Source organism: Mycolicibacterium madagascariense, from assembly GCF_010729665.1.
GTDB lineage: Bacteria > Actinomycetota > Actinomycetes > Mycobacteriales > Mycobacteriaceae > Mycobacterium > Mycobacterium madagascariense.
Genome location: NZ_AP022610.1, coordinates 1,847,202 through 1,872,303 on the forward strand (window position 1 = coordinate 1,847,202; position 25,102 = coordinate 1,872,303).

Genomic DNA, 25,102 nt, shown 5'->3' on the forward strand with positions numbered 1-25,102 from the left:
CCGGACCCTTCGGACAATCTGCAGCAGCGTCGAAGGTGATCATGACTCGTCAGCCGAGGTTTCAGAAGTGAACTCGATGGATTCTCGCGTCGGCACGACGTTCGGCGCATACGAGCTGAGGGGCCTGCTCGGCAAGGGGGGCATGGGCGAGGTTTTTAAGGCCTTTGACACAGTCAAGGGCCGGTTCGTCGCCCTGAAGATCTTGCCGGAGCAATTCGCGAACGACGAGGCGTTCCGAGCCCGGTTTTTGCGCGAGTCAAGCGCTGCTGCAATTCTTCAGGAGCCTCATGTCATTCCCATCCACGATTGGGGGGAGATTGATGGCAACCTCTTCATCGATATGAGGCTCGTCCAAGGTCAGACACTGTACGAGCTGGCAGAGCACGGGCCGCTGGAGGCAGACCGTGCGGTGCGCATCGTCGATCAGATCGGGGCCGCGCTGGACGCCGCGCACGCCGAAGGCTTGATCCATCGCGACGTCAAGCCGCAGAACATCATCGTCACGTCAGCCGACTTCGCGTACCTGGTGGACTTTGGCATCGTTGCGACGCAAGGCGACACCCGGCTCACAATGGCGGGAGCTCAAATCGGCTCCTTGGCCTACATGGCCCCCGAGCGTTTCAGCGACGCTCCGTGCACGCAAGCCGCCGACATCTACTCGCTGGCCTGTGTGCTCTACGAAGCGCTCACAGGAAGCACCCCGTACCGATCAGACAGCTTCGAGCATCTGATCTCGGCGCACCTATCGGCGCCACCGCCCCGACCAAGTGCCGTGAATCCTCGTGTCCCCACGGCGCTGGACACCGTCATTGCCCGAGGGATGGCGAAGGAACCCGACGACCGCTATGGCAGTGCCGGAGCCTTGGCTCGAGCGGCGGCTCGTGCACTACAGCCCCTCGAGCATGACGATCCATCCAGTGCGGAAACCCAGGAGGCCCCGTGCCCGGGCTCGCCGCGCGGGGGTCCATCCGATGCCAACTACCGGGATGCCCCGGGGACCGGTGCGCCCGAGAAACCACAGTTGGAAACGGGACGTCGGTCGCCGACCCTCTTGGTAAGCGTGGGGATAGCTGCCGCTCTCCTATTGGGCGTCCTGGGCTTGGTGATCGGCATGCTCGTGACCCGGAACCCGGTTTCGACCTCGGCACAAGCACCGACGGCCGCAGTGCCCACCTACACCGTTCCCGAGTCAGCCGCGGTTACCCAAACCGTAGCCCCAGCAACAATCACGCGGACGGCAGCGCCCGAGACGATAACTCAGACGGCCACCGTCATGGCGTCCTCGACGCCGACTCCGACCGCGATGCAAAGCCTGTCTGGCGCGACCGGTCTCGTGGCTGGTACCTGTGACGAAGGTGGCTCCTGCGGCGTGAAACAGCGGAACGCTCCTTACAACGACGCCCCGCCGCTGTACCCCTTCGTGCTGCAAGACGGCATGTCGGTGACCGTTGTGTGCCAGGCACCCGGAGACGTGCGCGCGAGCCAGGGTCACGGATCGAGTTATTACTGGTACCGGCTCATCAACGGTGCATATGTGAATTCGGTCTACCTAAACGTGTCCACTGCCGAAATTCCGACGTGCTGACGGCAGCTTGGTGAAACGACGACCTCCAGCCGCGGTGGCTCCGTTTGTCTCATTTCTTGTCTGCGTGATTGCGGCGGGCTGCAACCAAGCGCCATCACACACGGTGACGCCAGCGACGACCACGACGATGCTTCAAACTGCGTCGCGATTAACCGTGCCGGCCACGGCGACGACGCTGGAATCTAGCCCGCCTGATACCCAAACGTGGGAAGTGGTGGGTACATCAGTGCAAGGACGCCCGATCCGATCCCTGACCATTGGCCACGGCCCGCGAAGGGTGCTATTCGTCGGGGGAATTCACGGCGACGAGCCCGAGGGTGCGTATTCAACTAGTCAGCTTCCAGCGGCGTTCACCAATGCCGGACTCGCAGAGACGGTCACCCTGACCATCCTCGAGGATGCCAATCCCGATGGCCGGGCGGCTGGCACCAGGGTCAATGCCAACGGTGTCGACATAAATCGGAACTTTCCTGCCTCGAACTTCGACCAGAACAATCCGATTTACGGCCGAGAACCGTTGAGTCAACCCGAATCCCGCGCATTGAAGGACACGATCGACCGAGTTGATCCGAACCTCGTGATGGTCGCCCACGCATGGTCTGGTCGGAAATTCATCAACTTCGACGGGCCAGCCCAAGAGTTGGCTGACCGCTTCTCCGCAGCCAGCGGGCTGCCCGTAGAAGCGTCGGCGTCGTTTGCTCCGACACCCGGCTCGCTGGGCAGCTACGTCGGTCGCGATCGCGGCATTCCGATCCTGACCATCGAAGTACTCAAAGGCACGGATCAACAGGTGGTCTGGGAGCAACTCCACACGGCTCTGCTCCAGGCGATCGCGGGCTGACGACGTCCAGGGCAGCTTGGTCATGTCGCGACGAATGCTGGACAAGGCTCGGGATGAGCGGTCGCTGCTCTGTGCCTCTGGTGCCCCTAAAGATGGCACCCATGTAACGACCAACTAGAACCGGCTGCTTGGAACCGGAATGTCTTGACTGACCGTCAGTAGCGCGCTGTGCTTCCGGGAACGGGATGAGTGCTGCTGATCAGCTTGGCATAGCAGTGATTTGAGTCAAAACCCTCCGCCATACACCATTGCAGCGCACCGTCTGCATCGTTGAATGTGACCGGCACGATCGTGACCCAGAAGTTCGGGGCATCGAAAGTGGACCAGTCGCCCGACCATAGCAATCGCGCGCCGAAGCGCTGCCTTAGTTGCAGATGCTCCTGCAGCGTCAAGGCGTTTCCCCAAACAACGCCCTCGTCTACGACACCTGGGCGTTTCGAACTCAACTGCGGGACCCATCGTTCTGCGACTGAGGTGGCTACGAACGGATGGTCAGCGTCTGCAATCTGTCGCAATTGTTGGTAGCCAGAGGCTTCGGGGTCGAGCGGTGGAGGGGTGGTCATCGTTGAGGTGACCGTCGGCACCGGCGCCGAGACACTTTGATAGGCGGGCGGTAACGAGACCGACGCACTTGAGGAGGCGACACTCAGTGGCGGCGCTGAAGTCGTATTTTGGGCTGTGTTTCTCGTAACGAGGATGCCGACCACGACACCAATCGCGCCTAGGAGCAAAGCGCAGGTCACCCCGATCACCGCCAAAGGGACGAGCCCAAATCGAGAACCGGACGCGGTCGACGTTTCGGACGGCGAACTGGCCCCATTGCCACTACCACTGCTCGGCATATTTGCCGCATTATCGCCTTCGGCGGCAGATTCGCGCGGCCTCTCCGTGGTATCGGAGTCGGGGTCGACGTCTCCTAGGGTATTTGCCTGCAAGGCGCGTTGCGCGGCTCGGCCCAAGGCACCCGCACTCCCGTATCGATCGTCCGGTTCTTTCGCCATACCGCGGGCGATGACGCCGTCCATTGCTAACGGGACACGTCGATTTCCCACACTCGGACGTGGTGGTGCAGCGGTGATGTGCCCGGCGATAAGCCGTTCGTAGCTGTCCGCAGGAAAGGGATTGTCGCCGGTCAGCGCCTCATAGAGGACGCACGCTAGCGAATAGACGTCGACGGCGGAAGTGCACCGCTCGTCACTGAAGCGTTCGGGAGCCATGTAGGCGAGAGAGCCAATTTGAGTTCCATCCATCGTCAACCGACTGTCACCCATCGCTTCGGCGATGCCAAAATCGACGAGGTAGGCGAAACCAGCGGACGTGACGATGATGTTTTGTGGCTTGACGTCGCGGTGAATCAGCCCCTCGGCGTGCGCTGCGTCTAGGGCTGCAGCGACCTGTTCGATGATCGAGACGGCTCGATCTGGTTCGAGAGGGCCTGTCCGTGTCAGCTCCTGAAGTGTCTGACCTCGGATCAGTCGCATATCGATGAACAGGCGCCCGTCGATCTCACCCCAGTCATGGATGGGCACGACGTGGGGCTCTTGAAGAATTGCGGCAGAACGAGATTCGCGTGAGAAGCGTTCCCGAAACCGTTCGTCGTCGGAAAATTGGTCAGGGAGGATCTTCAGCGCGACGGCTCTACCCTTGTCGTTGTCGAACGCTTCATAAACCTCGCCCATTCCGCCCTTGCCGAGCAGAGCGATCAGATGGTATTTGCCGAAATTAGTGCCGGCACGCGAGTTCGTCGCTGTCAACGCCCGGGGACCTCGCGACGGGCGGGTGCAATGCCGATAATCATGATTGCTGCTCGTGCACCCCGTTAAACCCCTTACTTGATCAGCGGAGCGGCCTCAAACGGAACCGCGACGCTCAAGTCAACGAGCATATCGTGCGTGACGCCGATTTTCCGAGGTTCAGGGCCGCCTGCAGCGAACCAGCAATGACGATCTAAACTAGCTCAACCTCACCCGTGCAGACTCACTTCATTAGGGATCGGGTCGGATGACGAGCGGCCGAACGATCTAGTACGCCATCTAGAGAGAGCTGTGCGCGGTACCCCTCTTGGTGCCACTTTTGCTAGCTCTTCGGGTAGACCGTCTGTGGGCGCGATAGCTGCTGGTTCGGAAACACCGCAAATTCGAGTCAGGGCGGTTCGGCCCTCAGCAGCCAGCCGGCTCCGGATCAACTAAGCCGGGACCGACGCCAACTCGCCAATGACACTCGTCGCCGACCACCAGCTCAGGACGGCGGAGGAAACGGCTGACGACCCCGCCCGGTCCCCGGTCGTCGATGTGTTGGCGGACAATCGGATTCGACGATGCGGGGGGTCTGGTCGACCTCGTTGAGGTCGACGTAGGCGACGCGGTTGCGGCCAGCCTTCTTGGCTCGGTAGAGCGCGGTGTCGGCGGCGTGCAGCATGGCGGAGATGACTCGTTCGGCGGCGCCCGACCGGCTCATGGCCGCAGCGTCGAGAACGCCGGCGGCGACGCCGATGCTGGCGGTCAGGGGGACGGCGTCGTCGGGACGGTGAATTCCGGTCCGGATCGTGTGGGCGAGGGCGGTCAACTCCTCGAGATCCAGTTCGGCCACGACGGCGAACTCGTCGCCGCCGGTACGGGCCAGCACGCCCCGGCTGCCGACGGCGTCGGCGAGCCGACGCGCCGCCAACTGCAGGACGTCGTCGCCGACGCGGTGACCGTGGGTGTCGTTGATGGCCTTGTATTCGTCGATGTCGACGAACAGCATCCCGACGGGCCCGCGACTGGCCTCGACCGTCGCCCTGGCCCAGTGGGTGAACCCGCGCCGATTCCACAGCTGGGTCAGCGGATCCTGATGGGCGTGGACGAGCGTGTCGCGGATGGCGCGGCGCACGCCGGTGGCGAACATGCTCTCCAACAGCACGGTCCCGTTGACCACGACGATCGCCACCAGGAAGCGGCCGACGGTGGACGCGACGTCGTACTCACCCGTCCGGTAGGTCATCACGGTCAGCACGGTGATGACCGTGGTGGTGATGGCGATGTGGAGGTTGCGGGTGGCAGGGGAACAGAAGTAGGCGGCATAGGCCGACAGGATCGCCAGCAGCGGCGTGCCGGACAGGGCGGCCTCGGGGCTCGTGAGGGTGAACAGCACGATGCTCACCCCGGCGTCGCCGTAGAGGACGAACAGCGTGCTGAGGGCCCTCGGCGCGCTGCGGCGGGTCCACCAGATCGGGGCGAGGTGCGAGCGCGCGATGATGACGCCCACCGGGAGGGTCGACACCACGACCACGATCACCACGGCCCGCGCAGCCGCCGAGGCGGGGCCCTCCCTGCCGCACATCATGACCGCGGCGATGAGGCCGAACGTCGGCACCATGGCCGAGATGGAGTAGCGGATCCGCCGCTCGGGCACCCGCAGGCTGGCTTCGACGAGGCCCAATTCGCGCTGCCCGCCGATGAGCCCGGGGTCGCGCGCAGCACCGCTTGCCGAATGCCCCGGTTCGGCCGTGGGGCGGCGTTGCCTGCCAAACCTGTGGCGCACGCGGGTCACCCCCTCCCACGTCGAGTATGCGCTGACGACATGTCCAGGTCGGCCTATCGCCACGACTCGACGCGCATCTCCTTCACAGGTTGCTGGCAGGACAACCGAGCAGGTTGGTCTAGTTCGCTAGACGAGAGTGTAGCCACTGCGGAGGCAAACATACAGTGGTGCGTTGAGTCATTGGCGTAGAACGCATTTCGGGCGATTGGAGCACCCAGTCGCGTAGGTAGGGCCGTGCGGTCGCCGCGCTGCCGCGCATTCGACGGGGCGGCCGCGGCGGGCGAATGACCGTTTGCCGACCCGGGCGTCGGTGACTGCCGCCCCGCGGTGTGAGACGCGTGCAGAGCTAGCGCAGGGGTGAGGCGTCACCGAGCGCCGAGGTTCGGTATCCGAGAGTTCGCTCGGCGCGACGTGCGGTGCGGGTCGCCCGACGGCTGACGTGCGCTGCGTAGCCGACGCCCACGATGGTGGCCAGGCCGCGGGTGCGTGGCAGGCGAATGCCCAGACCCACCAGAGTCAGCACGGCCCCGTTGACGTAGGTCTGCAGCCGCGTCCGTCGCGGAAACACGCGGCGCGCCAAGGGGTCGAACAGGTGGGGGTTGGCCAGCTGGGCCACCCCGATGGCGGCGAGGACGAGCCCGGCCACCCGGGCGTTGGCGCGGCGCCTCATGCCAAGGCCTCTGCTGGCTCGATCACTTTGGGCGACAGCATGATTGGTCGGAACGCGTCATCGCATCGAGCCCAGAATCGGCTCGGATTCGATGAGCCCCTCGTCGCTGGGAGCGATGCGCTCGCCGAACACGCGGGCAGCCTGGCGGGCGCGAAGGTCTTGATGAGCGACGGCGGGGGCGTCGAAACCGTACCGGCTACGGGCGTCGGCGGGCGTGAGGATCTCCGGGCTCACCGGTGGCACTCCGAGCAGAATGGGTGCGGCGATCGGCACGGTCGACGGGGAGAGCAGGCCCAACAGCAGCACCTGGCCGCGGGGGCTGAGCTTGGCGAGGTGAAACGCCGTCCACAGCACCGGGCGGACCAGCACGTCGACGATGCGGGGTTGGGCGATGCCGCTCATCTGCCGCATCCAGTGGGGCATCGTCGCAATGGTGCCCGCCCGAAGGACTTCCGCCGCGATGCGGGCCACCGGGCGGGCGGCCTTGGGCAGGGGCGGCATCATCACCTTGGCGTTCAGTAGGTGGTTCATCGCCTCCACCGCGATCTCGCTGGCCGCCAACTGCGGCCGCATCCGTTCGAAGTAATGGCGCACGCCCTCGCGGGTGCGGGGCACGTCCTGCGGTGAGCAGGTCTGGAATTCGGCGGCGACGGCGCATTCCTGCCAGTACCGGGCCTCGTCGTCCGCGGAGAGGGGCCCCGGTCCGTACTTCTCGTAGCAGTAGAGGATCGAGTGCCAGGCGGTCAGGTGGATCCACAGCTGCGAGTCGGGATCGTTCGCGTCGTAGCGACCGCCGCCATAGGGTTCCGTGCCGATCGCCTTGGAGTGGATCTTCACCAACACGTCTGCGGCAGTGGCAGTTTGGCGAGATCCGCCGAACGCGACCATGGCGAAGTAACGCACGGTGCGGTCATAGCGGGTGCGCGGGCGCCGGTAGATGTCGTGCGTCTCGTCGACCGCCGCGACCAGGTTGGGGTCCAATTCCTCGACCACGACGGCTCGCTGGAATCCCACCGTGAGCGAGGACGGATAACTCCACACCCTCCAGGTCACCGAGTCGGGGCCGAAGAAGCCGTAGTCCTGGTGCGGGGTGACGTCCGGGGTTCGCAGCGAGGTGCGGATGGCTTTGCTCATCGCTCGACCATAGACGAAGAACATTCATCTGTGAAGGAAAAAGATTCACCGATGAATGTTCTATCGTTGGCACGCGTGGGTAGCGGGGGACTTCCGACTCGTCGATCGAGTGGTCAGGCGCCGGGCCAGTCGGCCGGCGCGGTCGCCCAGCCCAGGTATTGCGCGTCGTCGGAGGGGTTCCAGGAGGTCAGGACCTGGACGGTGTGGCTGACTCCGGCCGACGCGGTCATGCCGCCCGAGACGTAGGTTCCGTCCCCTCGGGCGATGACGACGTGCCCGTAGCTGACGCCGTCGACGTTGTCCCAGCCGCTATGCGAGAACACCAGTGCGCCCTTGGGGATGTCGCCGTCGAGGTGGATCTGGCCGGCCTGCGCCAACTGGTCGTGGAAGGCCAGCGCGGAGATGGCCCCCAGACCGGGACGGCCGTACGCATTGGCCACGAACTGGCCGCACGCGAAGGGGTAGTCGTCGGAGCCGACGCGGGCGTTCGCCCAGGCGATGGCGCGGTCCTCCCGCGAGGCGGCCAGCTGCGGCGCGGGTCCCGCCCCAGCCGCGTCGAGGACGCCGCAGTCCGGCGCCACCGGACCCGCGGTGGTCTCGACGTCGACGCCGGGCACGTAGTCGCCGTCCGACGTGCGGTACCAGAGGTCGTCCCCGCTGCCCGTCGGGCCCGCCACGCGCTGGCCGTGCGTCGAGCAGACCAGCACCACCGCGTTGCCGACGTCGTAGGTGCCCGCCTGCGACGCCAGATCCGGTGCGGTGGAGCGCTGCGTCGGTGCCCGCACCGTGCCGACCGACTCCGCGTGCGCGGGCGGCCCGAAGGCGAGCGCGGCGACGGCGCTGACGCCGATCAGCGTCACGACGGACTGACGTCGACTCGCGGCCACCGACCTAGGGTAAGGGCGCGCGACGTCCCGGGTGAGGCGTTTGCTGGCCGAGGCCGCCGAGTTAGCGGCGCGCGCTGCGACCCGTGACGGCGCGATAGATCAGCAGCAGGATCACCGCGCCGACGAGAGCGCCAAGGAAAGAATGCTTGATGGGCGGGGTGATGGTGAACTGGTGCTCGAAGATGAGGCTGCCCAGGGTGCCGCCCACGTAGGCGCCGACGATGCCGAGCACCGCCGTGGCGATCCACCCCATGGCCTGCCGCCCCGGCACCAGCAATCGGGCGATGGCTCCGACGATCAGGCCGATGATGATCATCCAGATGATGTGCAGAATCATGGCAATCTCCTTCTCCGGTGAGGGTGGACCACTCAGAACGGTAGCGCCGGAACGACGGTGGTGCGCAAGATCAGGACCAAGACGAAGACTGCCGTGAACGCGAGGTCGACGGAGACCGAACCGATGCGTACGGGCTTGAGAACGCGACGGACCGGACCGAGCACCGGTTCGGTGATGCCGTGGGTGATCCGGCGGGCCTGATACATCCCGCCGCCGGCGCCGCCGGGGGAGAGCAGACCGCTCCAGTCCACGATCATCCGCGCGATGAGAGCGAACTCGAACAACAGCAGAACGAATCCCAGCAGGCCTGCGACCATCGCATGCTCCTTCCAACCACTTCGATTCTGCCCGTGGCGGCTAATAGTGTGCTGAGACGGGACTGAGGGCTGGGCCCTACTCGGCGGTGGAGGACTGGCTTCGTCACACCGGTCCCGTCTCGTCGTGCGCACGAGGGAGGATCGCAGTCGAGGTCGCGCCCACCGCCGTGCGTCCGTGTACTCGAGGGAGGCGATGTCCGTGCCGACGGAGGGTCCGTTGCTGGTGCCCGGGCAGACCTGCTGGGGGTCGGCGCAGGCCCACCGCTATGCGGTCATCGTGGACGGCGCGGACTACCTGCGGCACGTCAAGGCCACGATGCTCAGCGCCCGCCGCCGCATCGTCATCATCGGCTGGGACCTGGACTACCGCACGGCATTCGAGCGCGGCACGACGACGCTGGAGGGGCCCAACCGTCTGGGGCCCTTCCTGCATTGGCTGCTGTGGAAGCGGCCCGAGCTCGAGGTCTACCTGCTGAAGTCGAACCTGCGCCTGCTGCCCGCGTTCGACGGCTTCTGGTTCGGCGTCGCGCCGGTGAGTCTGCTCAACCAGTTCACCTCGCCGCGCATGCACTTCGCCGTCGACGGGGTGCATCCCACGGGCGCGGTACACCACCAGAAGATCGTGGTGGTCGACGACGCGGTCGCGTTCTGCGGCGGCATCGACCTGACGATCGGCCGCTGGGACACCAGCGCGCACCTGCCCGCCGACACGCGCCGACACGGCCCCGGAGATCCGTACGGTCCCCGTCACGAGGTCGCCGCCGCCGTCGACGGCCCCGCCGCCCAGCTGCTCGCCCAACAGGCCCACGAACGGTGGAGTGCGGCTACCGGTGAGGCGCTCGCCAAGGACATCCCGTACGCCTCGCCGTGGCCCGAGGGGCTGCGTCCGTCGCTGTGCGACGTCGAGGTGGCCGTGGCCCGCACGTTGCCTGCGCTACCGCAGCGCACCGAGGTTCGCGAGATCGAGGCGCTCGACCTCGCTGCCATCGCGGCGGCGAAGGACGTCATCTACCTGGAGAACCAGTACTTCGCGTCGCGCAGCATCGCGGTCGCCATCGCGGCGCGCCTGCGCGAGGAGGACGGCCCCGAGGTGGTGATCGTCCTGCCCCGCAGTTCCGAGAGCCGTCTCGAGGTGGAGTCGATGGACAGCGCCCGCGAGCGCCTCGTCCGGCTGCTCAGGGCGGCGGACCTACACGGCCGGCTCGGCATCTACTGGCCCGCGGCGGGCGGTGGGGTCTCGGTGTACGTCCACTCGAAGATCATCGTGATCGACGGCCGGCTGCTCCGCATCGGCTCGTCCAACTTCAACAACCGGTCACTGGGCTTCGACAGCGAGTGCGACGTCGCCATCGAGGCCGACCCTGCGCTGCCGAATCATGAAGAGGTGCAACGCGAGATCCTCTTCACCCGCGATCGGTTGGTGGCCGAGCACCTGGGGGCCACCGTCGCAGGCTTCCGCGACGAAGTCGAGCGCAGAGGGACGTTCCGCTACGGCATCGAGGAGTTGCGCGGCAGGGGCCGGTCGTTGCGCAAGCTGACCGACACGATGATGGCGGCCGATGAGAGTCCGTTCGCGGAGAACGATCTGATGGACCCCGACCACGTGCCGGCGTCGATCGCCGTGAGCACGCTCAAGCTCGTCGAAGCGGTGGCGCTGTGGCCGCTGCGGCACTCGCCGGTCGTCGCGCTGTACCAGAAGTTGCGCGGTCTCTGACCGGTTCAGCGGCGCCGAAGGTCGACCACCAGGGGTCGATGATCGGAGATCGGCATCGCCGGAGCCTCCCAGTGCCGCGCGCTCAACCCGGGGTCGTTGGTGAGGACGTGGTCGAGTTGGCGCCGCGGACGGTGGGCGGGGTAGGTCGGGGCGACCGCCAGCGTGTGCATCCCGGATTCCCGTCGTGCCACCGACGCGCGGAGGTTGAGGTCGCCCACGACGAGGCGGGGTCCGGGTCGTTCATTCACCGCGGCGACGACCCGGCGTAGCTGACGACGGTTCCACCCGGGCACGAACGTCAGATGCGTGGTGGCCACGGTCAGCGGACCCAGGGGAGTGTCGAAGCCGGCCATCACGGCCGCGCGGGGTTCGTCGCTGGCGATGAGCACGCGCCGCGGGACGGGCGGCAGTCTGAGCACCCGCCAGTCGGACGCCGGGTAGCGCGACAGCAGCGCGATGCCGTAGGCCGCCGCTCCTGGTCGTTCGGCTCCTGTCGCCGCGGCCCAGGTCGACCCCGGGGTGCCCGCGATGGCCGCCACGAAGCGATGCGCGACCGCATCCATCGCCTCGGCGGCGACCGCGGTCAAATCCGTTCTGCCGGAACGTTCTTGGTCGACGTCGACCTCCTGCAGCGCGAGAATGTCGGGACCCAGCCGGCGGATGGCGTCACGCAGCAGCAGCGGATCGACGCCGCCGCCGACGGTCCGGCCGTGCAGGATGTTGAAGGTCACGACACGCAGTGTCGGCATTCACCACCCCATGCGTCGTCGTCGAAGGCCATGCGCACAGCCTGCCAAACCCCGGACCGCCACCGGGTGGCAGTCAGGCTAGCGGTGGTGCGCGCCCGGTCCGCCGCCGTCGACCAGCAGCCACCGCAGGCCGCGGTCCCAGGATCGGTACCGGAACCGGTTGAGAACCCGTCGCAGCAACGCGACGCCACCGAGGATCGTGGACGCGACGAGGATCCACAGCAGGATGGCGCCGCCGACCGCGTCGGCCCTGGCGTCGGCGTCGGTCAGCGGGGGCGTGGTGGCGTTGCCGCGATCGTCCAGCCAGACGGGCACGTGATCACCGGCCTTCACGGCGTGGTCGAGTTTGACGACCTCGTCGTGCGTCGCGTTCTGGAAGAGCCACTGGATGTGGACGGTGTGCCGCTGGGTCGCCTGCTGGGCGGCCTTCTTGTCCGGGGTGCTGGCGGCCGTGGCCACCGCCTCGGCCTGGTGCCGAGTCGACGCCTCGGCGGCGATGGCTCGCGACCGCGCCGCGTAGATGTCGTCGGAGACGGTCGAGCAGTACAGCGCGGCCACCAGGACGACGACCAACCCGGCGACGACGGCCCACGCCTCGACGCGGTCGATCCTGCGCACCAGACGGCTGCGGCCCAGCGCCCGGGCCAGCCACCACCGTCGCGAACGTGACCTCACCGGCGCGGTCCAATTGTTACGCGCATGTTTCGATGGTCCCGCATCGTGGTGCGCCGCGGCCAGCCCATGACGGGCGATTTCCGTCACATCGCCCTGCACTCCGACCGATCGTGGTGCGCTGACCGACGCTGGTCGCTGCCCAGCGCACCCGGGTCGCGACGGGTTAGCCGATGGCCTTGGCCCAATTGGCGCCGAGGTAGTCGGCGTTCTTCTTGGTCTGCGCGTCGGTCGCCACCACGGGCGTGCCCTGCACCGGGGGCAGCGCGGCGAGCAGGGCCCTGTCGATCGTGCCCGCCTTCTCCATCGCGTCCGCGCGCACCGGCCGCGCGAGCCCCTTCAGGAACAGGTTCTGGCCCTCGTCGCTGTAGAGGAACTCCTGCCACAGCCGCGCCGCCGCCGGGTGGGGGCCGTCCTTGTTGATGGCCTGGAAGTAGTAGCCGCCGACGAGCGCATTGGACGGCACGACGACCTTCCAGCTCGGCAGCTTCTTCGTCTCGGCCGAGTTGAGGTAGTCCCAGTCGATGACGACGGGCGTCTGCCGGGATTCGATGGTCGCCGGCGTCGGGTCGACCGGCAGGAAATTGCCTGCGGCCTTGAGCTTCCCGAAGAAGTCGACGCCGGGGGCGATGTCGTCGGCCGAGCCGCCGTTGGCGATCGCGGCCATCAGCACGCCGTTGGCGGCGGCGTTCGCGGTGGTGGGGTCGCCGTTGAGTGCGACCTGCCCCTTGAACTCCGGACGCAGCAGGTCGTCGACCCCGGTGACGGCGGGAAGTTTCGCCGAGTCGTAGCCAATCGACATGTAGCCGCCGTAGTCGTTGACCCAGGTGCCGTTGGGATCCTTGAACGTGGCCGGGACGTCGTCGAACGTCGCCACCTTGTAGGGCGCGAACATCGAGGTGTTGGCCAGGGCGATCGCCTGGCCCAGGTCGAACACGTCGGGCGCGGTGCTCTTGCCCTTCTGCTGGTTGGCGGCGTTGATCTCGTCCTGGCTGTTGGCGTCGGGCTGTGCGGAGTTCACCTTGATGCCGTACTTCGCCGAGAACGTATCGATGATCTCCTTGTAGTTGGCCCAATCCGGGGGCAGCGCAATGACATTCAGGCCGCCCTCGTCCTTGGCGGCCTTCACCAGACCGTCCATCCCGCCGAAGTCGGCGGCCGACGTGGCCGCGTTGGCGTCCACGCCCGACTGGGTCTTGGGGGTCTCCTTCTCGGGGGGCGCGCACGCCACCAACCCGACGACGACGAAGGTGGACGCGGCGGCTGCGAGCAGCCGTGATGTCTTCATGCCTGACCTTTCGACGAGCCGCACCTCCGGCGGGCGATCGAACACTATCGCGGGATCGCGCCGTTGGCAGCCGATTCCCAGGGAGGCCGCTCAGTCCTGGAGCGCCTTGGCGATCGCCACGTAGCGGGTCAGGTCGGCGCCGTCGTCGATCGCGCGGGTCGCGGCGTGCACCACCTGAATGAAGGTCCAGGCGCGGGCCAGGTCCTCGTCGAGACCGGCCGCGTCGACCAGGGCGTAGAAACGGGCCCGGATGCCGTCGCGCAGCCGGCCGCCGAGGTCGTCGAGGCGGTGCAGGAGCATCGGGGCGAGTTCGGCATGCCGATCGCCGTTCACCGGTCGTGGCGAGATGGCCAACCATGGTTCGCGATCCGCGGCGAGCACGCTGCCGTGGTGCAGGTCGCCGTGCAGCAGGACGTCGGTGGTGGCCGTCTCCACGGCGAGTTCACGCGTCGAGGCGACGGCCTGCTCGATCAACCGGCGGGGGAGCGCCGCGTTGCGCGGCCGCTCGTCGACCTGGTGCGCCCACTGCGCGACGACCGTCGTGAGCGAGGGCACTTGGGGCAGCGGCGCGACGTGCAGACGCCGGTAGAGGCCTGCCACCACCTCGCAGGCCGCCGCGTCGGGCAGGTCGTCCAGGGTGCGCGGCCGCAGCCGCTCGAGCAGGACGGCGTGGCGGTGCGGATCGGCGCGCAGCAGGCGCACCGCGCCATCGCCGCCCCAGCGTCGCAGGGCCAGATGTGCCTGCCCCGACCCCGCGGTCGGTGAACTCACCTTGAGCACGGCCGCGGCCCCCTCGGAGGTCCGCACCGGCAGGGTCAGCGCGACGGCGCCGTCGTGGGCGGCCCCGTCCTGGCGCAACCCCCACACCCGGCACTGTTCCTGCGCCGCGCCCGCGAGGTCGGCGTCGGCCGGGGTGTGGGTCAACGGCGCCTGGCGTCGAGCGCGAAAGCCCCTGCACCAGTGAAGATCAGCAGGAAGAAGCCGAAGCAGTACAGCACGGAGAGCTCGCCGCCGTTGATCAGCGGAACGAACCCCTTGGGCAGGTGGACGGTGAAGTAGGCAAAGGCCATCACCCCGGAGGCGATGAAGGCCGCGATGCGGGTGAACAGCCCGACGGTGATCAGCACCCCGGTGACGAATTCGAGGACGCCGGCGTAGAAGCTCGGCCACTGGCCTGCGGGTGCCGCGGGACCCGACGGCCAGCCGAACAGGAGTGCGGAACCGTGGCACAGGAAGAGCAACCCGAACACCACTCGATACAGGCTGAGGATGGCGGGCGCGTAGGACGTCAGACGGGCGTCGAGGTTGCGGTTGGTGGTGGTCACGGTCGGTGCTCCTTGGTGGGGTGGGTGAGTTCGCCTGCGGTCCGGGTATCGGGCCAGTCCCGCAATTCCGTTGTCAGATCGAGCCGTTCGACGACGGCGGTGTCCTCGTAGCGGCCCCATTCTCGACGCGGCAGCATCCACATCACCTCGAATTGGTTGCCGTCGGGGTCGACGCCGTAGACGCTCTTCGTGGCACCGTGGCTCGACTCCCCGCGCAGGGCGCCGGCGTCGAGCAGGATGCGACGGAACTCGACGAGTTCCTCGACGGTGTCGAGCTGCCAGGCCAGGTGGTAGAGCCCGACCGATCGCGGCGGGCGCGGGATGGCGCCGGCGATCTCGAACAGGCCGAGGTCGTGGTGGTTGCCCGACCGGGGCAGGCGCAGGAACGCGGCGCTGATGTCGGGCTCCCGGCTGATCAGCTGCATGCCGAACACGGTCGTGTAGAAGGCGGTCGAGCGGTCGAGGTCCGCGACGAAGAGCACCGCGTGGTTCAGGCGGACGGGTGAGACGACCATGGGCTGCACCTCCGTCGGGAAGGTAGTCGACGCTACCGGCAAAACCGTAGCAGAAAGTCAGTTGTAGCTACAACCATCATGCGATGATGGTTGGGTGAACGCCAAGGGGCTCGACCGCGCCGAGCTGGCCGCCTGGGTGCGGCTCGCCTCCGTCCTCGAACTGCTGCCGGGTGCTCTCGACGCGCAGCTGCGGCGCGACGCGGACCTCATGCACTTCGAATACTTCGTGCTGGCCATGCTGTCGGAGGCGCCCAAGCGCACGCTCCGGATGAGTGCACTTGCGGCGCAGACGAATTCGACCCCACCCCGGCTGTCGCACGTCGTGCGGCGGCTGGAGGAGCGCGGCCTGGTCGAGCGATACTCCGACGCGCACGACGCCCGCGCCACCAACGCCCGGCTCACCGCCGCGGGATGGCGGAAGGTCCGTGCGGCCGCGCCGGGTCACGCCGCGCACGTGCGGCACCTCGTCATCGATGCGCTGACGCCCGAGCAGATCGACCAGTTGGCCGTCATTGCCGAGGCCATCCTGGGCCGCCTGGACCCCGACGGCGCCATGGCGGTGACCTACCACCGCTACGACCCGAGTTAGGCGGTCGTTCCGGCCCGTGCGTAGCCGGCCGAGGTCGGCTGGGCGGCGCCGGCTCGGAATGTTAGGGCCCTAACGATTAGCGTACGATGGAAAGCGTACGATGGAAACCGTGACGACCGACGTACTGGCCCTCGAACGGCAGGTGTGCTTCGCGCTGGCGGTGACCAATCGGGCCGTGCTGGCCGTGTACCGCCCCCTGCTCGAACCCCTGGGCCTGACGCACCCGCAGTACCTGGCGATGCTCGCACTGTGGGAACACCGCACCTCGGATCGACCGCCGCTGACCGTCAAGCAGATCGCCGTTGCGCTGCAGATGGATTCGGCCACGCTGTCGCCGATGCTCAAGCGGCTAGAGGCGCTCGGTCTGATCACGCGCACCCGCAGTTCCTCCGACGAGCGAGCCACCCACGTCGAGTTGACGGCTGACGGGCGAGCCCTGCGCACGCGGGCGTTGGAGATCCCGCCGGCGGTCGTCGCACGACTCGGCGTCGCGATGACCGAGCTCGAGGAACTGCGCAGCGTGCTGACCCGAATCAACGCCGCCGCGCTCGCGGCCGACGCTGCCGCCGTCTGATCGAGGAGGACCCATGACCGACCGCCCCAACCCCCTGCAGTACCTCGGCTACTCCTACGGCCGGCGGTTGCCCGCCTCGATGAAGGAGTGGGTCGCCCACGATCTGGCCGATTACGGCGCGGTGCGCAGGCACATGATCCGGATGGCCATCCCGCCGTTGCTCGTCCTCGCGCCGCTGTGGCTGCTGCCTGCGTCGCTCTACGTGCACCTGGAGATGACGGTGCCGATCTACGTCTGGGCGCTGCTGATGTCGATGGCGCTCAACAAGATCTGGCGGCGTCACCGGCTCGCGCAGCACGGGCTGGACCCCAACCTCGTCGACGCCATCCGGCGCCAGCGCGATGCGCGGCTGCACGAGGACTACGTGCGCCGGTTCGGTCCGCGCCCGGAGTCGGCCAAGTTCCAGGCGAACAGCAGCCCGTTCTAGCGCGGCGCACCCGTTTGCGGTCTCGGCCGTAGGCTCATTGCCGTGAGCTGCCTGCTGCGCCTCCTGCTCGTCGTCCTCACCGTTCTCGGCGGCGTCCTCGGGTCGACGGGGCTCGCCGCGGCCGCGGGCACCACCAGCGGCCAGCTCGACTACGGCGGGTTGACGCGCACCTACCTGGTCCACACCCCGGCCGCCGACGCTCACCCGTCGGGCCTGGTGCTCAACCTGCACGGCGCGGGCCAGACCGGCGCCGCGCAGGAGGCCGTCTCGAACTACGACGCCGCTGCCGATGCCATGGGCTTCGTCGTCGCCTACCCCGACGGCATCGACGAGAGCTGGGCCGACGGACGCGGTGCCTCGACCCCCGACCGTCAGGGCCTCGACGACGTGGGCTTCCTCGTCGCGCTGCGCGACCGACTCGTCCAGGACTACGGCATCCCACCGGGGCGCGTCTTCGCCACGGGCATGTCGGCCGGTGCGTTCATGGTCGACCGGCTGGCCTGCGACCGGGCCGACGTCGTCGCGGCGATCGCTCCGGTGTCGGGAACGCTGGGCTCCAACGTGCCGTGCGCACCGTCGCAACCGGTGTCGGTGTTGCAGTTCCATGGCACCGCCGACCCCGTCGTGCCGTTCGGCGGCGGCGGCATGGTGGGTCGCGGCGGGGCGAGTGACATCCTCTCCGCACCCGAGCTGGCGGCGCGGTGGCGCGCGATCGACGGGTGCGCCGACGCGCCGGTCGAGGACGTGCTGCCCGCCACGGGCGACGGCACCGACCTGCACCGCTTCAGCTCGGTCGGCTGCGCGCCCGGCACGGCCGCGGTGTTCATCCGCATCGATGGCGGCGGCCACACGTGGCCGTCGGGGAGCTTCGCGCTGCCCGACGTCGGACCGACCACGACGGGGACGGACGCATCGCTGGCCAGTGCGCAGTTCTTCGCCGCGCACGGCAGGTGATCAGCACTCCACGCGGTTGACCGGAACGTGCAGGGCCAGCCCGCCGGTCGACGTCTCCTTGTACTTGGAGTTCATGTCCAGGCCCGTCGCCCGCATCGTCTCGATGACCTGATCGAGGCTGACGCGGTGAAAGCCGTCCCCGCGCAACGCCATTCGGGCGGCGTTGATCGCCTTGCCCGCCGAGATCGCATTGCGCTCGATGCACGGGATCTGCACCAGCCCGGCAATGGGATCGCACGTCAGCCCCAGGCTGTGCTCCATGGCGATCTCCGCGGCGTTCTCGACCTGTTGCGGTGTGCCACCGAGGATTTCGGCGAGCGCGGCCGCGGCCATGGCCGCCGCGGACCCCACCTCGCCCTGGCATCCGACCTCGGCGCCCGAGATCGACGCGCGTTGCTTGAACAGCGACCCGACCGCGCCCGCGGTGAGGAGGAACCGCACGACGGTGCCGTCGCGGTCGGCGCGGCCCTGCCGGGTGTAGTGCAGTGCGTAGTGCAGAACGGCCGGAATGATGCCCGCCGCACCGTTCGTCGGCGCGGTGACCACCCGCCCGCCCGAGGCGTTCTCCTCGTTGACGGCGAGCGCGACGAGGTTGACCCAGTCCTCGGCGAACGCCACGTCGCGGTCGGGGTCGTCGAGTGCGAGGCGTTCGTGCCACTCGTGGGCCCGCCGACGCACGCCGAGCGAGCCGGGTAGCTCACCGGTGCGCTCGATGCCCTTGCGCTGGCACTGCACCATGACGTCGTAGACGTGCAGCAGTCCCGCGCGCACGTCGTCCTCGGATCTGGTGGCGCATTCGTTGGCGAGCATGATCTGGCTGACCGACAGGTCGTGCGTCTCGGCGATCCGCAGCAGCTCCTCAGCGCTCGCGAATGCCAGCGGGACGTCGGCGGGCGCGGGCTCGGCGGCCTCGTCGTCGGCGGTCACGACGAATCCGCCGCCGACGGAGAAGTACGTGCGGGCATGCAGCTCGCGCCCGTGCGCGTCGAGCGCGCTCAGGGTCATGGCATTGGCGTGCCGGTCGTGAACGGTCAACGGGCGCAACGTCATCGCATCCTCGGTCAGGGGAATGCGCTGGGTGCCGGCGAAGCTGATCCAGCCCTGCTCGCGCACGGTCGCCAGCCGCGCCTCCATCTCGTCGGTGTCGATGGTCTCGGGATGAAAACCCTCCAGCCCCAGCAGGATCGCCGCCATGGTGCCGTGCCCGGCGCCGGTCGCGGCCAGCGACCCGAACAGGTCCACTGCCACGGTAGCTGTCGTGCCGACCAGGTCGCGTCGGGTGCATTCCTCGGCGAAGCGGACCGCGGCGCGCATCGGACCGACGAAGTGTGAACTCGACGGGCCGATGCCGATCGAGAACAGCTCGAAGACGCTGATGGTCATGGGCACGGTGAACCTCTCGTCTGCGGGGACGGGTCACCTCCCCGCTCTGTCCTGGTGACCTGAGAGTTTCGGCGACGCCGGAGCGCACCATTCACCTTCGGTAAGCGCGGATTCGGTCCGCGCTTTCTCCAGAGTTGCCTCGGCACTGCGGTATTGGGCCTGAGAGATTCCTGGGGAGGACATTGCTCCTACGGCACCCGACGTCGGGATCTCCCGCTGTGCGTTGACGGCTATTGAGTTGTCCGCAGTAACTTACCCGCGATCCGTCCCGGTGGCGAGAGCTGTGCCTTCTTAGAGCTGAGCCCAGACCGTCTTCTGCTTCAGGTAGGCGTCGAGGCCGTCCTTGCCGAACTCGTGGCCCCAGCCCGACTGCTTGTACCCGCCGAACGGCACGTCGTGGTCGAACACCAGCTGGCAGTTGATCTGAACGCTGCCGGCCTGCAGCCGCTTGACGATCCGATGGGCGCGCGTGACGTTCGTCGTCCAGGCGGTGGCCGCCAGACCGTAGGTGGTGTCGTTGGCCATCGCGACGGCCTCGTCCTCGTCGTCGAACGGGATGATGGAGACCACCGGCCCGAAGATCTCCTCCTTGTACAGCCTGCTGGTGGCGGGGTCGACGTTGGTGAGCACCGTCGGGTGCACGAAGTAGCCCTTGCGGTCGAGGCGGAAGCCGCCGGTCACCACCTCGACGCCGTCGCGCTTGCCCTCGTCGATGTAGCCGAGGACGCGACTGAGCTGCTTGGCGCTGATCAGGGGCCCGCTCATGACGCCCTCCTCGGTGGGCCCGCCGTACTTCATGAAGTTCGCGACCCCGGCGATGCCCTCGACGACCTGGTCGTACACGCCGCGCTGGACGAAGATCCGCGAACCGCACACGCACCCTTGGCCGGAGTGGACGAAGATGCCCATCGCCGCGCCGAAGATCGCCTTGTCGAGGTCGGCGTCGTCGAAGATGAGCACCGGTGACTTGCCGCCGAGTTCGAGCATGACCTTCTTGAGGTTGCCCGTCGAGGCCTGCACGATCATCTTGCCGACCTCGGTGGACCCGGTGAAGGCGACCTTCTCGACGTCGGGGTGGGCGCTGATCGCTGCGCCCGCGGTGTGACCGTAGCCGGTGATGAGATTGACCACGCCGTCGGGCACGCCGGCCTCGTGGATCAACCGGTCCAGCAGCAGGGCCGAAAGGGGTGTCTCCTCAGCGGGTTTCACCAAGCTGCTGCACCCCGCGGCGAGCGCGGGGGCGATCTTGGCGCAGGCGTTGAAGATGGGTCCGTTCCACGGGAAGATCAGCCCGACGACGCCGTAGGGCTCCTTGAGCGTGTAGGCGTGATGGTCGACGTACCCCGCTCCGGCGATGCCGGTGGACCTCACGTCGTAGGCGGTGCCGTTGATCTTCGTGCACCAGCCTGCGTAGTAGCGGAAGAATTCCGCGCAGGTGGGGACGACGAGCTCGGACTGCATCTTCATCATGCCGGTGTTGGCGGAGTCGATCTCGGCGAACTCGGCGGCGTGCTCGTCGATGAGGTCGGCGATGCGCCACATGACCTTGGCCCGCTCGGCGCCCGGCAGCCCGGACCAGACCTCCGCCTCGAACGCCGCCTTGGCGCGGGCGACCGCCTCGTCGACCCCTGCGGCGCCGCAGTCGGTGAATTCGGTGAGCTGTTCCTCGGTGACGGGGTCGATGATCGGGATGACGTCACCCGTGCCGGGGCGCTTGCGAATGTCGTCCAATACGTCCTGCAGCGTCATCGGTGCTCTCTTCCCGTCGTCGGCGTATTGCTGAGCACTTGCTTAGCACCCGCGGCTCGGCGGGGTCAAGCGTCGCAGCCCTCAGGCGTCTCGCGTGCGGATCCGCGGCGCCAGCTGCACGACCTCCGGAACGACGGTCGGGTTGCGGTAGGCGAGGTCGACCAGCGACACCAGCGCGTCCGCGACGTCCTCGAGCGCCGACATCTGAGCCGGGAGCTGGCCGTGCGCCACCCACGACTCGAACAGCTGCGCCAGCAGCTCGCGGTCGGCGCCGCGCAGGATCTCGGTGTCCTGGGTGGGCCCGATGCCGACGCGCACGATGCAGAGTTCGGGATGCTCGCCGCGCCACGATCGCAGGATCTCCTCGAGGGCGGCCTTGCTGGCGTCGTAGGCCGCCACGCCGGCCCGCGGCCTGCCGACGTCATTGCTGGAGGCGACCAGCACGACGCCGTTCTCCGACAGGTGCGGCAGTGCGGCGCGCACGACGCCGTTGGCGCCGAGGGTGTTGACGCTGAAGGCGTGGATCCAGGTCGCGACGTCGGTGTCCTCGATGTGGGCCATCGGCACGACGGTGCTGGTGAAGACCACGGCGTCGAGTCCGCCGAGCACGTCGGCGGCGGAGTCGACCACGCGCGTGATGGCCGCGGAGTCCTCGACGTCGAGCTCGAAGGCCGTGCCGCCGATGTCGTCGGCGAGCTTGGTCAGCAGGTCCATCCGGCGGGCGGCGACGGCCACCTTGGCGCCGCGGGTGGCCGCGCTGGCGGCGACCGCGTGGCCGATGCCCGACGATGCCCCGACGACGAGCAGACGCAGACCCTTCGACGCCTCGTGTGCAGCACTCACCGGAAACCACCTTCTCGATAACGGCAATACCGTTACCACCCTAGGGCCTCGGCGGCGGGCGGCCTTTGCTGACCCGCGGGCCGTCCGCCCGGCCGTCAGAGGATCGCGGTGATGTCGTTCTTCAGGGCCTCCGCCTGGGTGCCGAAGACGGCCTGGACGCTGTTGCCGACCTCGATAACGCCAGCCGCTCCCAGGCTCTTCAACCGGGCCTGATCCACCTTGCCGGGGTCGGCCACCTCCATGCGCAGCCGGGTGATGCAGGCGTCGACGGTGACGAGGTTGGCCCGGCCGCCGAAGGCGTCGATGAGCTGCTCGGCCGTGCTGCCGGTCGGTGCGGTCGTCGGGGTCGTCGGCGACACGACCGTGGCGGCGTCGGTGCCGTCGCCGAGGTTGGCCTGCTCCTCGGTCTCGAACTCGTCGTCGGGTTCCCGGCCGGGCGTGCGCATGTTCCACCGAGTGATCGCGAAGCGGAACAGGACGTAGTAGACGACGAAGAAGACCACGCCCATGCCGATCAGCAGCGGGACGTTCTTGGCCGCCGGGGCGGTGCCGTAGAGCAGGAGGTCGATCAGTCCCGCCGAGAACGAGAACCCGAGGTGGATGTCCAGCAGGTAGGCGATCGCCAGCGACAGACCCGTGAGGACGGCGTGGATGACGTACAGCGGGAACGCCACGAACATGAAGGCGAACTCCAGCGGTTCGGTCACGCCCGTCAGGAACGCCGTCAGGCCGGCGGCGGAGAGGATGCCGACCGCGACCCTGCGCTGTTTCTTGTTCGCCACGTGGATCATGGCGAGCGCGGCCGCGGGCAGGCCGAACATCAGGATGGGGAAGAAGCCCGACGTGAGGAGACCTGCCGACGGATCACCGGCGGCGAAGCGGGTGAGTTCGCCGGTGACGACCTTGCCGTCGGGAGCCCGGTAGTCGCCGTAGATGAACCACACGTACGAGTTGACGATGTGGTGCAGGCCGACCGGGATCAGCATGCGGTTGGCGAAGCCGTAGACGAACGCGCCGATCGCGCCGGAGCCGCCGATGAACTCGCCGAGACCGGTCAGGCCCGCATCGAAGAGCGGATAGCAGTAGCTCATCGCGAACGCCAGGAACAGACACGCCAGCGATACCACGATGGGAACGAAGCGGCGGCCGCCGAAGAAACCGAGATACGAAGGCAATTGGATGGTGTGGTAGCGATCGAAGAGCCACGCGGTGAGCACGCCGACGACGATGCCCGCGAAGACGCTGTAGTTGATCTGCGCCTGCTCGCCCGCCTTGTCGACCTGTCCGGCCAGCACGATCGGCGACATGGTCTTGAACACGGCCTGCACCACCAGGTAGCCGACGACGGCGGCCAGCGCGGTGGAACCGTCTGCCTTCTTGGCGAATCCGATGGCGACACCGACCGCGAAGAGCAACGGCAGATTGCTGAAGATGGCATCGCCCGCCGCGCTCATGGCGTGGAAGAACGGTCCGATGACGGGCGCCTTTATCCTGCCGAGCAGATCGTCCTGACCTAGGCGCAGAAGGATTCCCGCCGCGGGCAACACCGCGATCGGCAGCATGAGGCTCTTGCCGAGGCGCTGCAGTTGCGCGAACCCCGGTATGCGTAGACCCGACTTGGGCTGTGCCGCAGGGTCATTCATGGTTTCATTCATCCTCGAAGCCCCTTCTTCGCCGTGCCGGCCGGGCGCCGCCCAGGCTGCGGGAGAGCTTAGACGAGAAGACGTGACTGCGAGACCCGCTTGATCGGCCCTCGTATTGTTGGGCGCATGAGTCCGACACGAATCCTTGCCCCGGTGCCCGGCCGCGCGATCGCGCTTCGAGACGTGCCCGATCCGGTGTTCTCGCAGGGGATGGTCGGCTACGGCGCCGCGATCGAACCGCCGCACCAGGTCCTCGATGCGGTGGCCCCGGTCGGCGGCGCCATCGTCCGGCTCCTGCCGCACGCCTACGTCGTCATGACCGCCGACGGCGTCGGCGTCCTGGTCCATCTCGGACTGGACACCGTCGCGCTCAAGGGCGAGGGTTTCACGGTGCACGTGGAACAGGGCGACCAGGTCAGCGCCGGGCAGCGCATCGTCACCTACGACGTGCCCGCGATCGTCGCCAAGGGACTGCGCCCCGTCGTGCCCGTCGTGGTGATGGACGAACGCGAGGAGGGCAACGTCGTGCCGGCCGAGTCGGTCGGCACCGAGATCGCCTGTGGCACAGACCTCTTCACGGTGAACAGCTAGATGGAGGTCGTCGTCTGCCAGGACGCCGCGGAGATCGGAGACATCGCCGCCGACGCCATCGTCGCCCTCCTCGACCGCCGGCCCGACGCCGTTCTCGGGCTGGCCACCGGGTCGTCACCGCTGGCGATCTACGACGAGTTGGCGGCGCGCTACGACGCCGGGCTGGTCTCGTTCCGGCAGGCGCGCGGCTTCACCCTCGACGAGTACGTCGGGCTGCCGATCGACCACCCCGAGCGGTACCGGACCGTCATCGACACCGTCTTCGCCTCGCGCGTCGACTTCGCCCCGGGGGCGGTGCAGGGGCCCGACGGCGCGGCGAGCGACGTGCCTGCGGCGTGCGCGGCCTACGAGGAGGCGATTAGGGCGGCCGGGGGCGTCGACCTCCAGATCCTCGGCATCGGCACCGACGGGCACGTCGGCTTCAACGAACCCGGTTCCTCGCTGGCGTCCCGCACGCGCATCAAGACGCTGACCAAGCAGACGCGCATCGACAACGCCCGCTTCTTCGGCGGCGACCTGGACGCGGTGCCGACCCACTGTCTGACCCAGGGGCTCGGAACCATCATGGAGGCCAGGCATCTGATCCTGGTGGCGACCGGCCGCAGCAAGGCCGAGGCGGTGCACCACCTGGTGGAGGGACCGGTCAGCGCGATGTGGCCGGCGACCATCCTGCAGCACCATCCGCACGTGACGGTGCTGCTCGACGAGGCCGCCGCCCGCCGGCTCCAACTGATCGACTACTACCGGGAGACCTACCGCTCCAAACCCGCTTGGCAAGGCATCTGAGCGCCGC

General features: G+C 67.9%; 26 protein-coding genes and 1 riboswitch. Of the genes, 9 read left to right on the forward strand and 17 right to left on the reverse strand.

Going from position 1 to position 25,102, the window contains the following annotated elements:
• Positions 1 to 76: 76 nt before the first annotated feature.
• Together G6N60_RS08695 and G6N60_RS08700 are read left to right on the forward strand one after the other, a co-directional pair.
• Complete coding sequence (locus tag G6N60_RS08695; RefSeq protein WP_163743679.1) at positions 77 to 1,585, forward strand: serine/threonine-protein kinase; 1,509 nt, start codon at positions 77 to 79, stop codon at positions 1,583 to 1,585.
• A gap of 103 nt (positions 1,586 to 1,688) precedes the next feature.
• Positions 1,689 to 2,426 carry a M14 family zinc carboxypeptidase gene (locus G6N60_RS08700; RefSeq protein WP_163735321.1) on the forward strand — a complete coding sequence of 246 codons (738 nt, stop codon included), beginning with the start codon at positions 1,689 to 1,691 and terminating at the stop codon, positions 2,424 to 2,426.
• 155 nt (positions 2,427 to 2,581) lie between these two features.
• Here the strand turns inward: G6N60_RS08700 and G6N60_RS08705 are convergent, their stop codons facing one another.
• The 7 genes from G6N60_RS08705 to G6N60_RS08735 form a co-directional block, all read right to left on the reverse strand.
• Positions 2,582 to 4,105: a serine/threonine-protein kinase gene (locus G6N60_RS08705; RefSeq protein WP_246241198.1), complete on the reverse strand. Its 1,524-nt coding sequence runs from the start codon at positions 4,103 to 4,105 to the stop codon at positions 2,582 to 2,584.
• A 559-nt stretch (positions 4,106 to 4,664) separates the two neighbouring features.
• Complete coding sequence (locus G6N60_RS08710) at positions 4,665 to 5,948, reverse strand: GGDEF domain-containing protein (RefSeq protein WP_163735327.1); 1,284 nt, start codon at positions 5,946 to 5,948, stop codon at positions 4,665 to 4,667.
• 346 nt (positions 5,949 to 6,294) lie between these two features.
• Positions 6,295 to 6,618 carry a DoxX-related protein gene (locus G6N60_RS08715; protein ID WP_163735331.1) on the reverse strand — a complete coding sequence of 108 codons (324 nt, stop codon included), beginning with the start codon at positions 6,616 to 6,618 and terminating at the stop codon, positions 6,295 to 6,297.
• 57 nt (positions 6,619 to 6,675) lie between these two features.
• Complete coding sequence (locus G6N60_RS08720; protein ID WP_163735334.1) at positions 6,676 to 7,752, reverse strand: oxygenase MpaB family protein; 1,077 nt, start codon at positions 7,750 to 7,752, stop codon at positions 6,676 to 6,678.
• A 113-nt stretch (positions 7,753 to 7,865) separates the two neighbouring features.
• Positions 7,866 to 8,639, reverse strand: a complete 774-nt coding sequence (locus G6N60_RS08725; protein ID WP_163735338.1) for a hypothetical protein — start codon at positions 8,637 to 8,639, stop codon at positions 7,866 to 7,868.
• 61 nt (positions 8,640 to 8,700) lie between these two features.
• Positions 8,701 to 8,976 (reverse strand): GlsB/YeaQ/YmgE family stress response membrane protein, encoded by a 276-nt coding sequence (locus tag G6N60_RS08730; RefSeq protein WP_163735343.1) that lies wholly within the window; start codon positions 8,974 to 8,976, stop codon positions 8,701 to 8,703.
• A 32-nt stretch (positions 8,977 to 9,008) separates the two neighbouring features.
• Positions 9,009 to 9,293: a YggT family protein gene (locus G6N60_RS08735; RefSeq protein WP_163735346.1), complete on the reverse strand. Its 285-nt coding sequence runs from the start codon at positions 9,291 to 9,293 to the stop codon at positions 9,009 to 9,011.
• Positions 9,294 to 9,486: 193 nt separating this feature from the next.
• Between G6N60_RS08735 and G6N60_RS08740 the strand changes: the two genes are divergently transcribed.
• Positions 9,487 to 11,007 carry a phospholipase D-like domain-containing protein gene (locus tag G6N60_RS08740; protein ID WP_163735349.1) on the forward strand — a complete coding sequence of 507 codons (1,521 nt, stop codon included), beginning with the start codon at positions 9,487 to 9,489 and terminating at the stop codon, positions 11,005 to 11,007.
• 5 nt (positions 11,008 to 11,012) lie between these two features.
• Here the strand turns inward: G6N60_RS08740 and G6N60_RS08745 are convergent, their stop codons facing one another.
• The 6 genes from G6N60_RS08745 to G6N60_RS28530 all read right to left on the reverse strand — a co-directional run bounded on the left by G6N60_RS08745 (position 11,013) and on the right by G6N60_RS28530 (position 15,556).
• On the reverse strand, positions 11,013 to 11,747 hold the full coding sequence (locus G6N60_RS08745; protein ID WP_163743681.1) for an endonuclease/exonuclease/phosphatase family protein: 735 nt from the start codon (positions 11,745 to 11,747) through the stop codon (positions 11,013 to 11,015).
• A gap of 87 nt (positions 11,748 to 11,834) precedes the next feature.
• Positions 11,835 to 12,431: an Rv1733c family protein gene (locus G6N60_RS08750; RefSeq protein ID WP_163735351.1), complete on the reverse strand. Its 597-nt coding sequence runs from the start codon at positions 12,429 to 12,431 to the stop codon at positions 11,835 to 11,837.
• Positions 12,432 to 12,594: 163 nt separating this feature from the next.
• Positions 12,595 to 13,716, reverse strand: a complete 1,122-nt coding sequence (locus G6N60_RS08755) for an ABC transporter substrate-binding protein (protein WP_163735353.1) — start codon at positions 13,714 to 13,716, stop codon at positions 12,595 to 12,597.
• Between the two features lie 90 nt (positions 13,717 to 13,806).
• Positions 13,807 to 14,640, reverse strand: coding sequence for an aminoglycoside phosphotransferase family protein (locus tag G6N60_RS08760; RefSeq protein WP_246240482.1), 834 nt, complete (start codon positions 14,638 to 14,640; stop codon positions 13,807 to 13,809).
• Complete coding sequence (locus G6N60_RS08765) at positions 14,637 to 15,041, reverse strand: DoxX family protein (RefSeq protein ID WP_170312534.1); 405 nt, start codon at positions 15,039 to 15,041, stop codon at positions 14,637 to 14,639. The genes G6N60_RS08760 and G6N60_RS08765 overlap by 4 nt, the downstream gene beginning before the upstream one ends.
• Entirely contained in the window at positions 15,038 to 15,556 is a 519-nt protein-coding gene (locus G6N60_RS28530; RefSeq protein WP_163735359.1) for a VOC family protein, read from the reverse strand. The genes G6N60_RS08765 and G6N60_RS28530 overlap by 4 nt, the downstream gene beginning before the upstream one ends.
• A gap of 94 nt (positions 15,557 to 15,650) precedes the next feature.
• Between G6N60_RS28530 and G6N60_RS08775 the strand changes: the two genes are divergently transcribed.
• The 4 genes from G6N60_RS08775 (at position 15,651) to G6N60_RS08790 (ending at position 18,100) form a co-directional block, all read left to right on the forward strand.
• Positions 15,651 to 16,145, forward strand: a complete 495-nt coding sequence (locus G6N60_RS08775; protein WP_197746924.1) for a MarR family winged helix-turn-helix transcriptional regulator — start codon at positions 15,651 to 15,653, stop codon at positions 16,143 to 16,145.
• A 109-nt stretch (positions 16,146 to 16,254) separates the two neighbouring features.
• The gene (locus tag G6N60_RS08780) at positions 16,255 to 16,719 is read left to right on the forward strand and encodes a MarR family winged helix-turn-helix transcriptional regulator (RefSeq protein ID WP_372511058.1); all 465 of its coding nucleotides are present in this window, start codon (positions 16,255 to 16,257) and stop codon (positions 16,717 to 16,719) included.
• Between the two features lie 13 nt (positions 16,720 to 16,732).
• On the forward strand, positions 16,733 to 17,146 hold the full coding sequence (locus G6N60_RS08785) for a DUF5313 domain-containing protein (protein WP_163735368.1): 414 nt from the start codon (positions 16,733 to 16,735) through the stop codon (positions 17,144 to 17,146).
• A gap of 36 nt (positions 17,147 to 17,182) precedes the next feature.
• The gene (locus G6N60_RS08790) at positions 17,183 to 18,100 is read left to right on the forward strand and encodes a CE1 family esterase (protein WP_163743688.1); all 918 of its coding nucleotides are present in this window, start codon (positions 17,183 to 17,185) and stop codon (positions 18,098 to 18,100) included.
• Here the strand turns inward: G6N60_RS08790 and G6N60_RS08795 are convergent, their stop codons facing one another.
• The 4 genes from G6N60_RS08795 to G6N60_RS08810 all read right to left on the reverse strand — a co-directional run bounded on the left by G6N60_RS08795 (position 18,101) and on the right by G6N60_RS08810 (position 23,718).
• Positions 18,101 to 19,483: an L-serine ammonia-lyase gene (locus tag G6N60_RS08795; RefSeq protein ID WP_163735371.1), complete on the reverse strand. Its 1,383-nt coding sequence runs from the start codon at positions 19,481 to 19,483 to the stop codon at positions 18,101 to 18,103. It abuts the gene before it with no gap.
• A gap of 36 nt (positions 19,484 to 19,519) precedes the next feature.
• A riboswitch (glycine riboswitch) is annotated at positions 19,520 to 19,625 on the reverse strand.
• A 149-nt stretch (positions 19,626 to 19,774) separates the two neighbouring features.
• Positions 19,775 to 21,232: an aldehyde dehydrogenase family protein gene (locus G6N60_RS08800; RefSeq protein ID WP_163735374.1), complete on the reverse strand. Its 1,458-nt coding sequence runs from the start codon at positions 21,230 to 21,232 to the stop codon at positions 19,775 to 19,777.
• Positions 21,233 to 21,313: 81 nt separating this feature from the next.
• Complete coding sequence (locus G6N60_RS08805; protein WP_163735377.1) at positions 21,314 to 22,075, reverse strand: SDR family oxidoreductase; 762 nt, start codon at positions 22,073 to 22,075, stop codon at positions 21,314 to 21,316.
• Positions 22,076 to 22,170: 95 nt separating this feature from the next.
• Positions 22,171 to 23,718, reverse strand: a complete 1,548-nt coding sequence (locus tag G6N60_RS08810; RefSeq protein ID WP_372511059.1) for a PTS transporter subunit EIIC — start codon at positions 23,716 to 23,718, stop codon at positions 22,171 to 22,173.
• Positions 23,719 to 23,844: 126 nt separating this feature from the next.
• On the opposite strand from G6N60_RS08810, the gene G6N60_RS08815 reads away from it, so the two are divergent.
• Complete coding sequence (locus tag G6N60_RS08815) at positions 23,845 to 24,309, forward strand: PTS sugar transporter subunit IIA (RefSeq protein ID WP_163735383.1); 465 nt, start codon at positions 23,845 to 23,847, stop codon at positions 24,307 to 24,309.
• The gene (gene nagB / locus G6N60_RS08820) at positions 24,310 to 25,095 is read left to right on the forward strand and encodes a glucosamine-6-phosphate deaminase (RefSeq protein ID WP_163735386.1); all 786 of its coding nucleotides are present in this window, start codon (positions 24,310 to 24,312) and stop codon (positions 25,093 to 25,095) included.
• Positions 25,096 to 25,102: the final 7 nt, after the last annotated feature.

Bases quoted from the DNA above. Each gene is read 5' to 3' on its own strand.
- G6N60_RS08740 (WP_163735349.1), top strand. From the start codon at position 9,487: ATGTCCGTGCCGACGGAGGGTCCGTTGCTGGTGCCCGGGCAGACCTGC.
- G6N60_RS08755 (WP_163735353.1), bottom strand. From the start codon at position 13,716: ATGAAGACATCACGGCTGCTCGCAGCCGCCGCGTCCACCTTCGTCGTC.
- G6N60_RS08810 (WP_372511059.1), bottom strand. From the start codon at position 23,718: ATGAATGACCCTGCGGCACAGCCCAAGTCGGGTCTACGCATACCGGGG.
- G6N60_RS08715 (WP_163735331.1), bottom strand. From the start codon at position 6,618: ATGAGGCGCCGCGCCAACGCCCGGGTGGCCGGGCTCGTCCTCGCCGCC.
- G6N60_RS08695 (WP_163743679.1), top strand. From the start codon at position 77: ATGGATTCTCGCGTCGGCACGACGTTCGGCGCATACGAGCTGAGGGGC.
- nagB (WP_163735386.1), top strand. From the start codon at position 24,310: ATGGAGGTCGTCGTCTGCCAGGACGCCGCGGAGATCGGAGACATCGCC.
- G6N60_RS08785 (WP_163735368.1), top strand. From the start codon at position 16,733: ATGACCGACCGCCCCAACCCCCTGCAGTACCTCGGCTACTCCTACGGC.
- G6N60_RS08735 (WP_163735346.1), bottom strand. From the start codon at position 9,293: ATGGTCGCAGGCCTGCTGGGATTCGTTCTGCTGTTGTTCGAGTTCGCT.
- G6N60_RS08795 (WP_163735371.1), bottom strand. From the start codon at position 19,483: ATGACCATCAGCGTCTTCGAGCTGTTCTCGATCGGCATCGGCCCGTCG.
- G6N60_RS08730 (WP_163735343.1), bottom strand. From the start codon at position 8,976: ATGATTCTGCACATCATCTGGATGATCATCATCGGCCTGATCGTCGGA.
- G6N60_RS08800 (WP_163735374.1), bottom strand. From the start codon at position 21,232: ATGACGCTGCAGGACGTATTGGACGACATTCGCAAGCGCCCCGGCACG.
- G6N60_RS28530 (WP_163735359.1), bottom strand. From the start codon at position 15,556: ATGGTCGTCTCACCCGTCCGCCTGAACCACGCGGTGCTCTTCGTCGCG.
- G6N60_RS08815 (WP_163735383.1), top strand. From the start codon at position 23,845: ATGAGTCCGACACGAATCCTTGCCCCGGTGCCCGGCCGCGCGATCGCG.
- G6N60_RS08705 (WP_246241198.1), bottom strand. From the start codon at position 4,105: ATGGGCGAGGTTTATGAAGCGTTCGACAACGACAAGGGTAGAGCCGTC.
- G6N60_RS08720 (WP_163735334.1), bottom strand. From the start codon at position 7,752: ATGAGCAAAGCCATCCGCACCTCGCTGCGAACCCCGGACGTCACCCCG.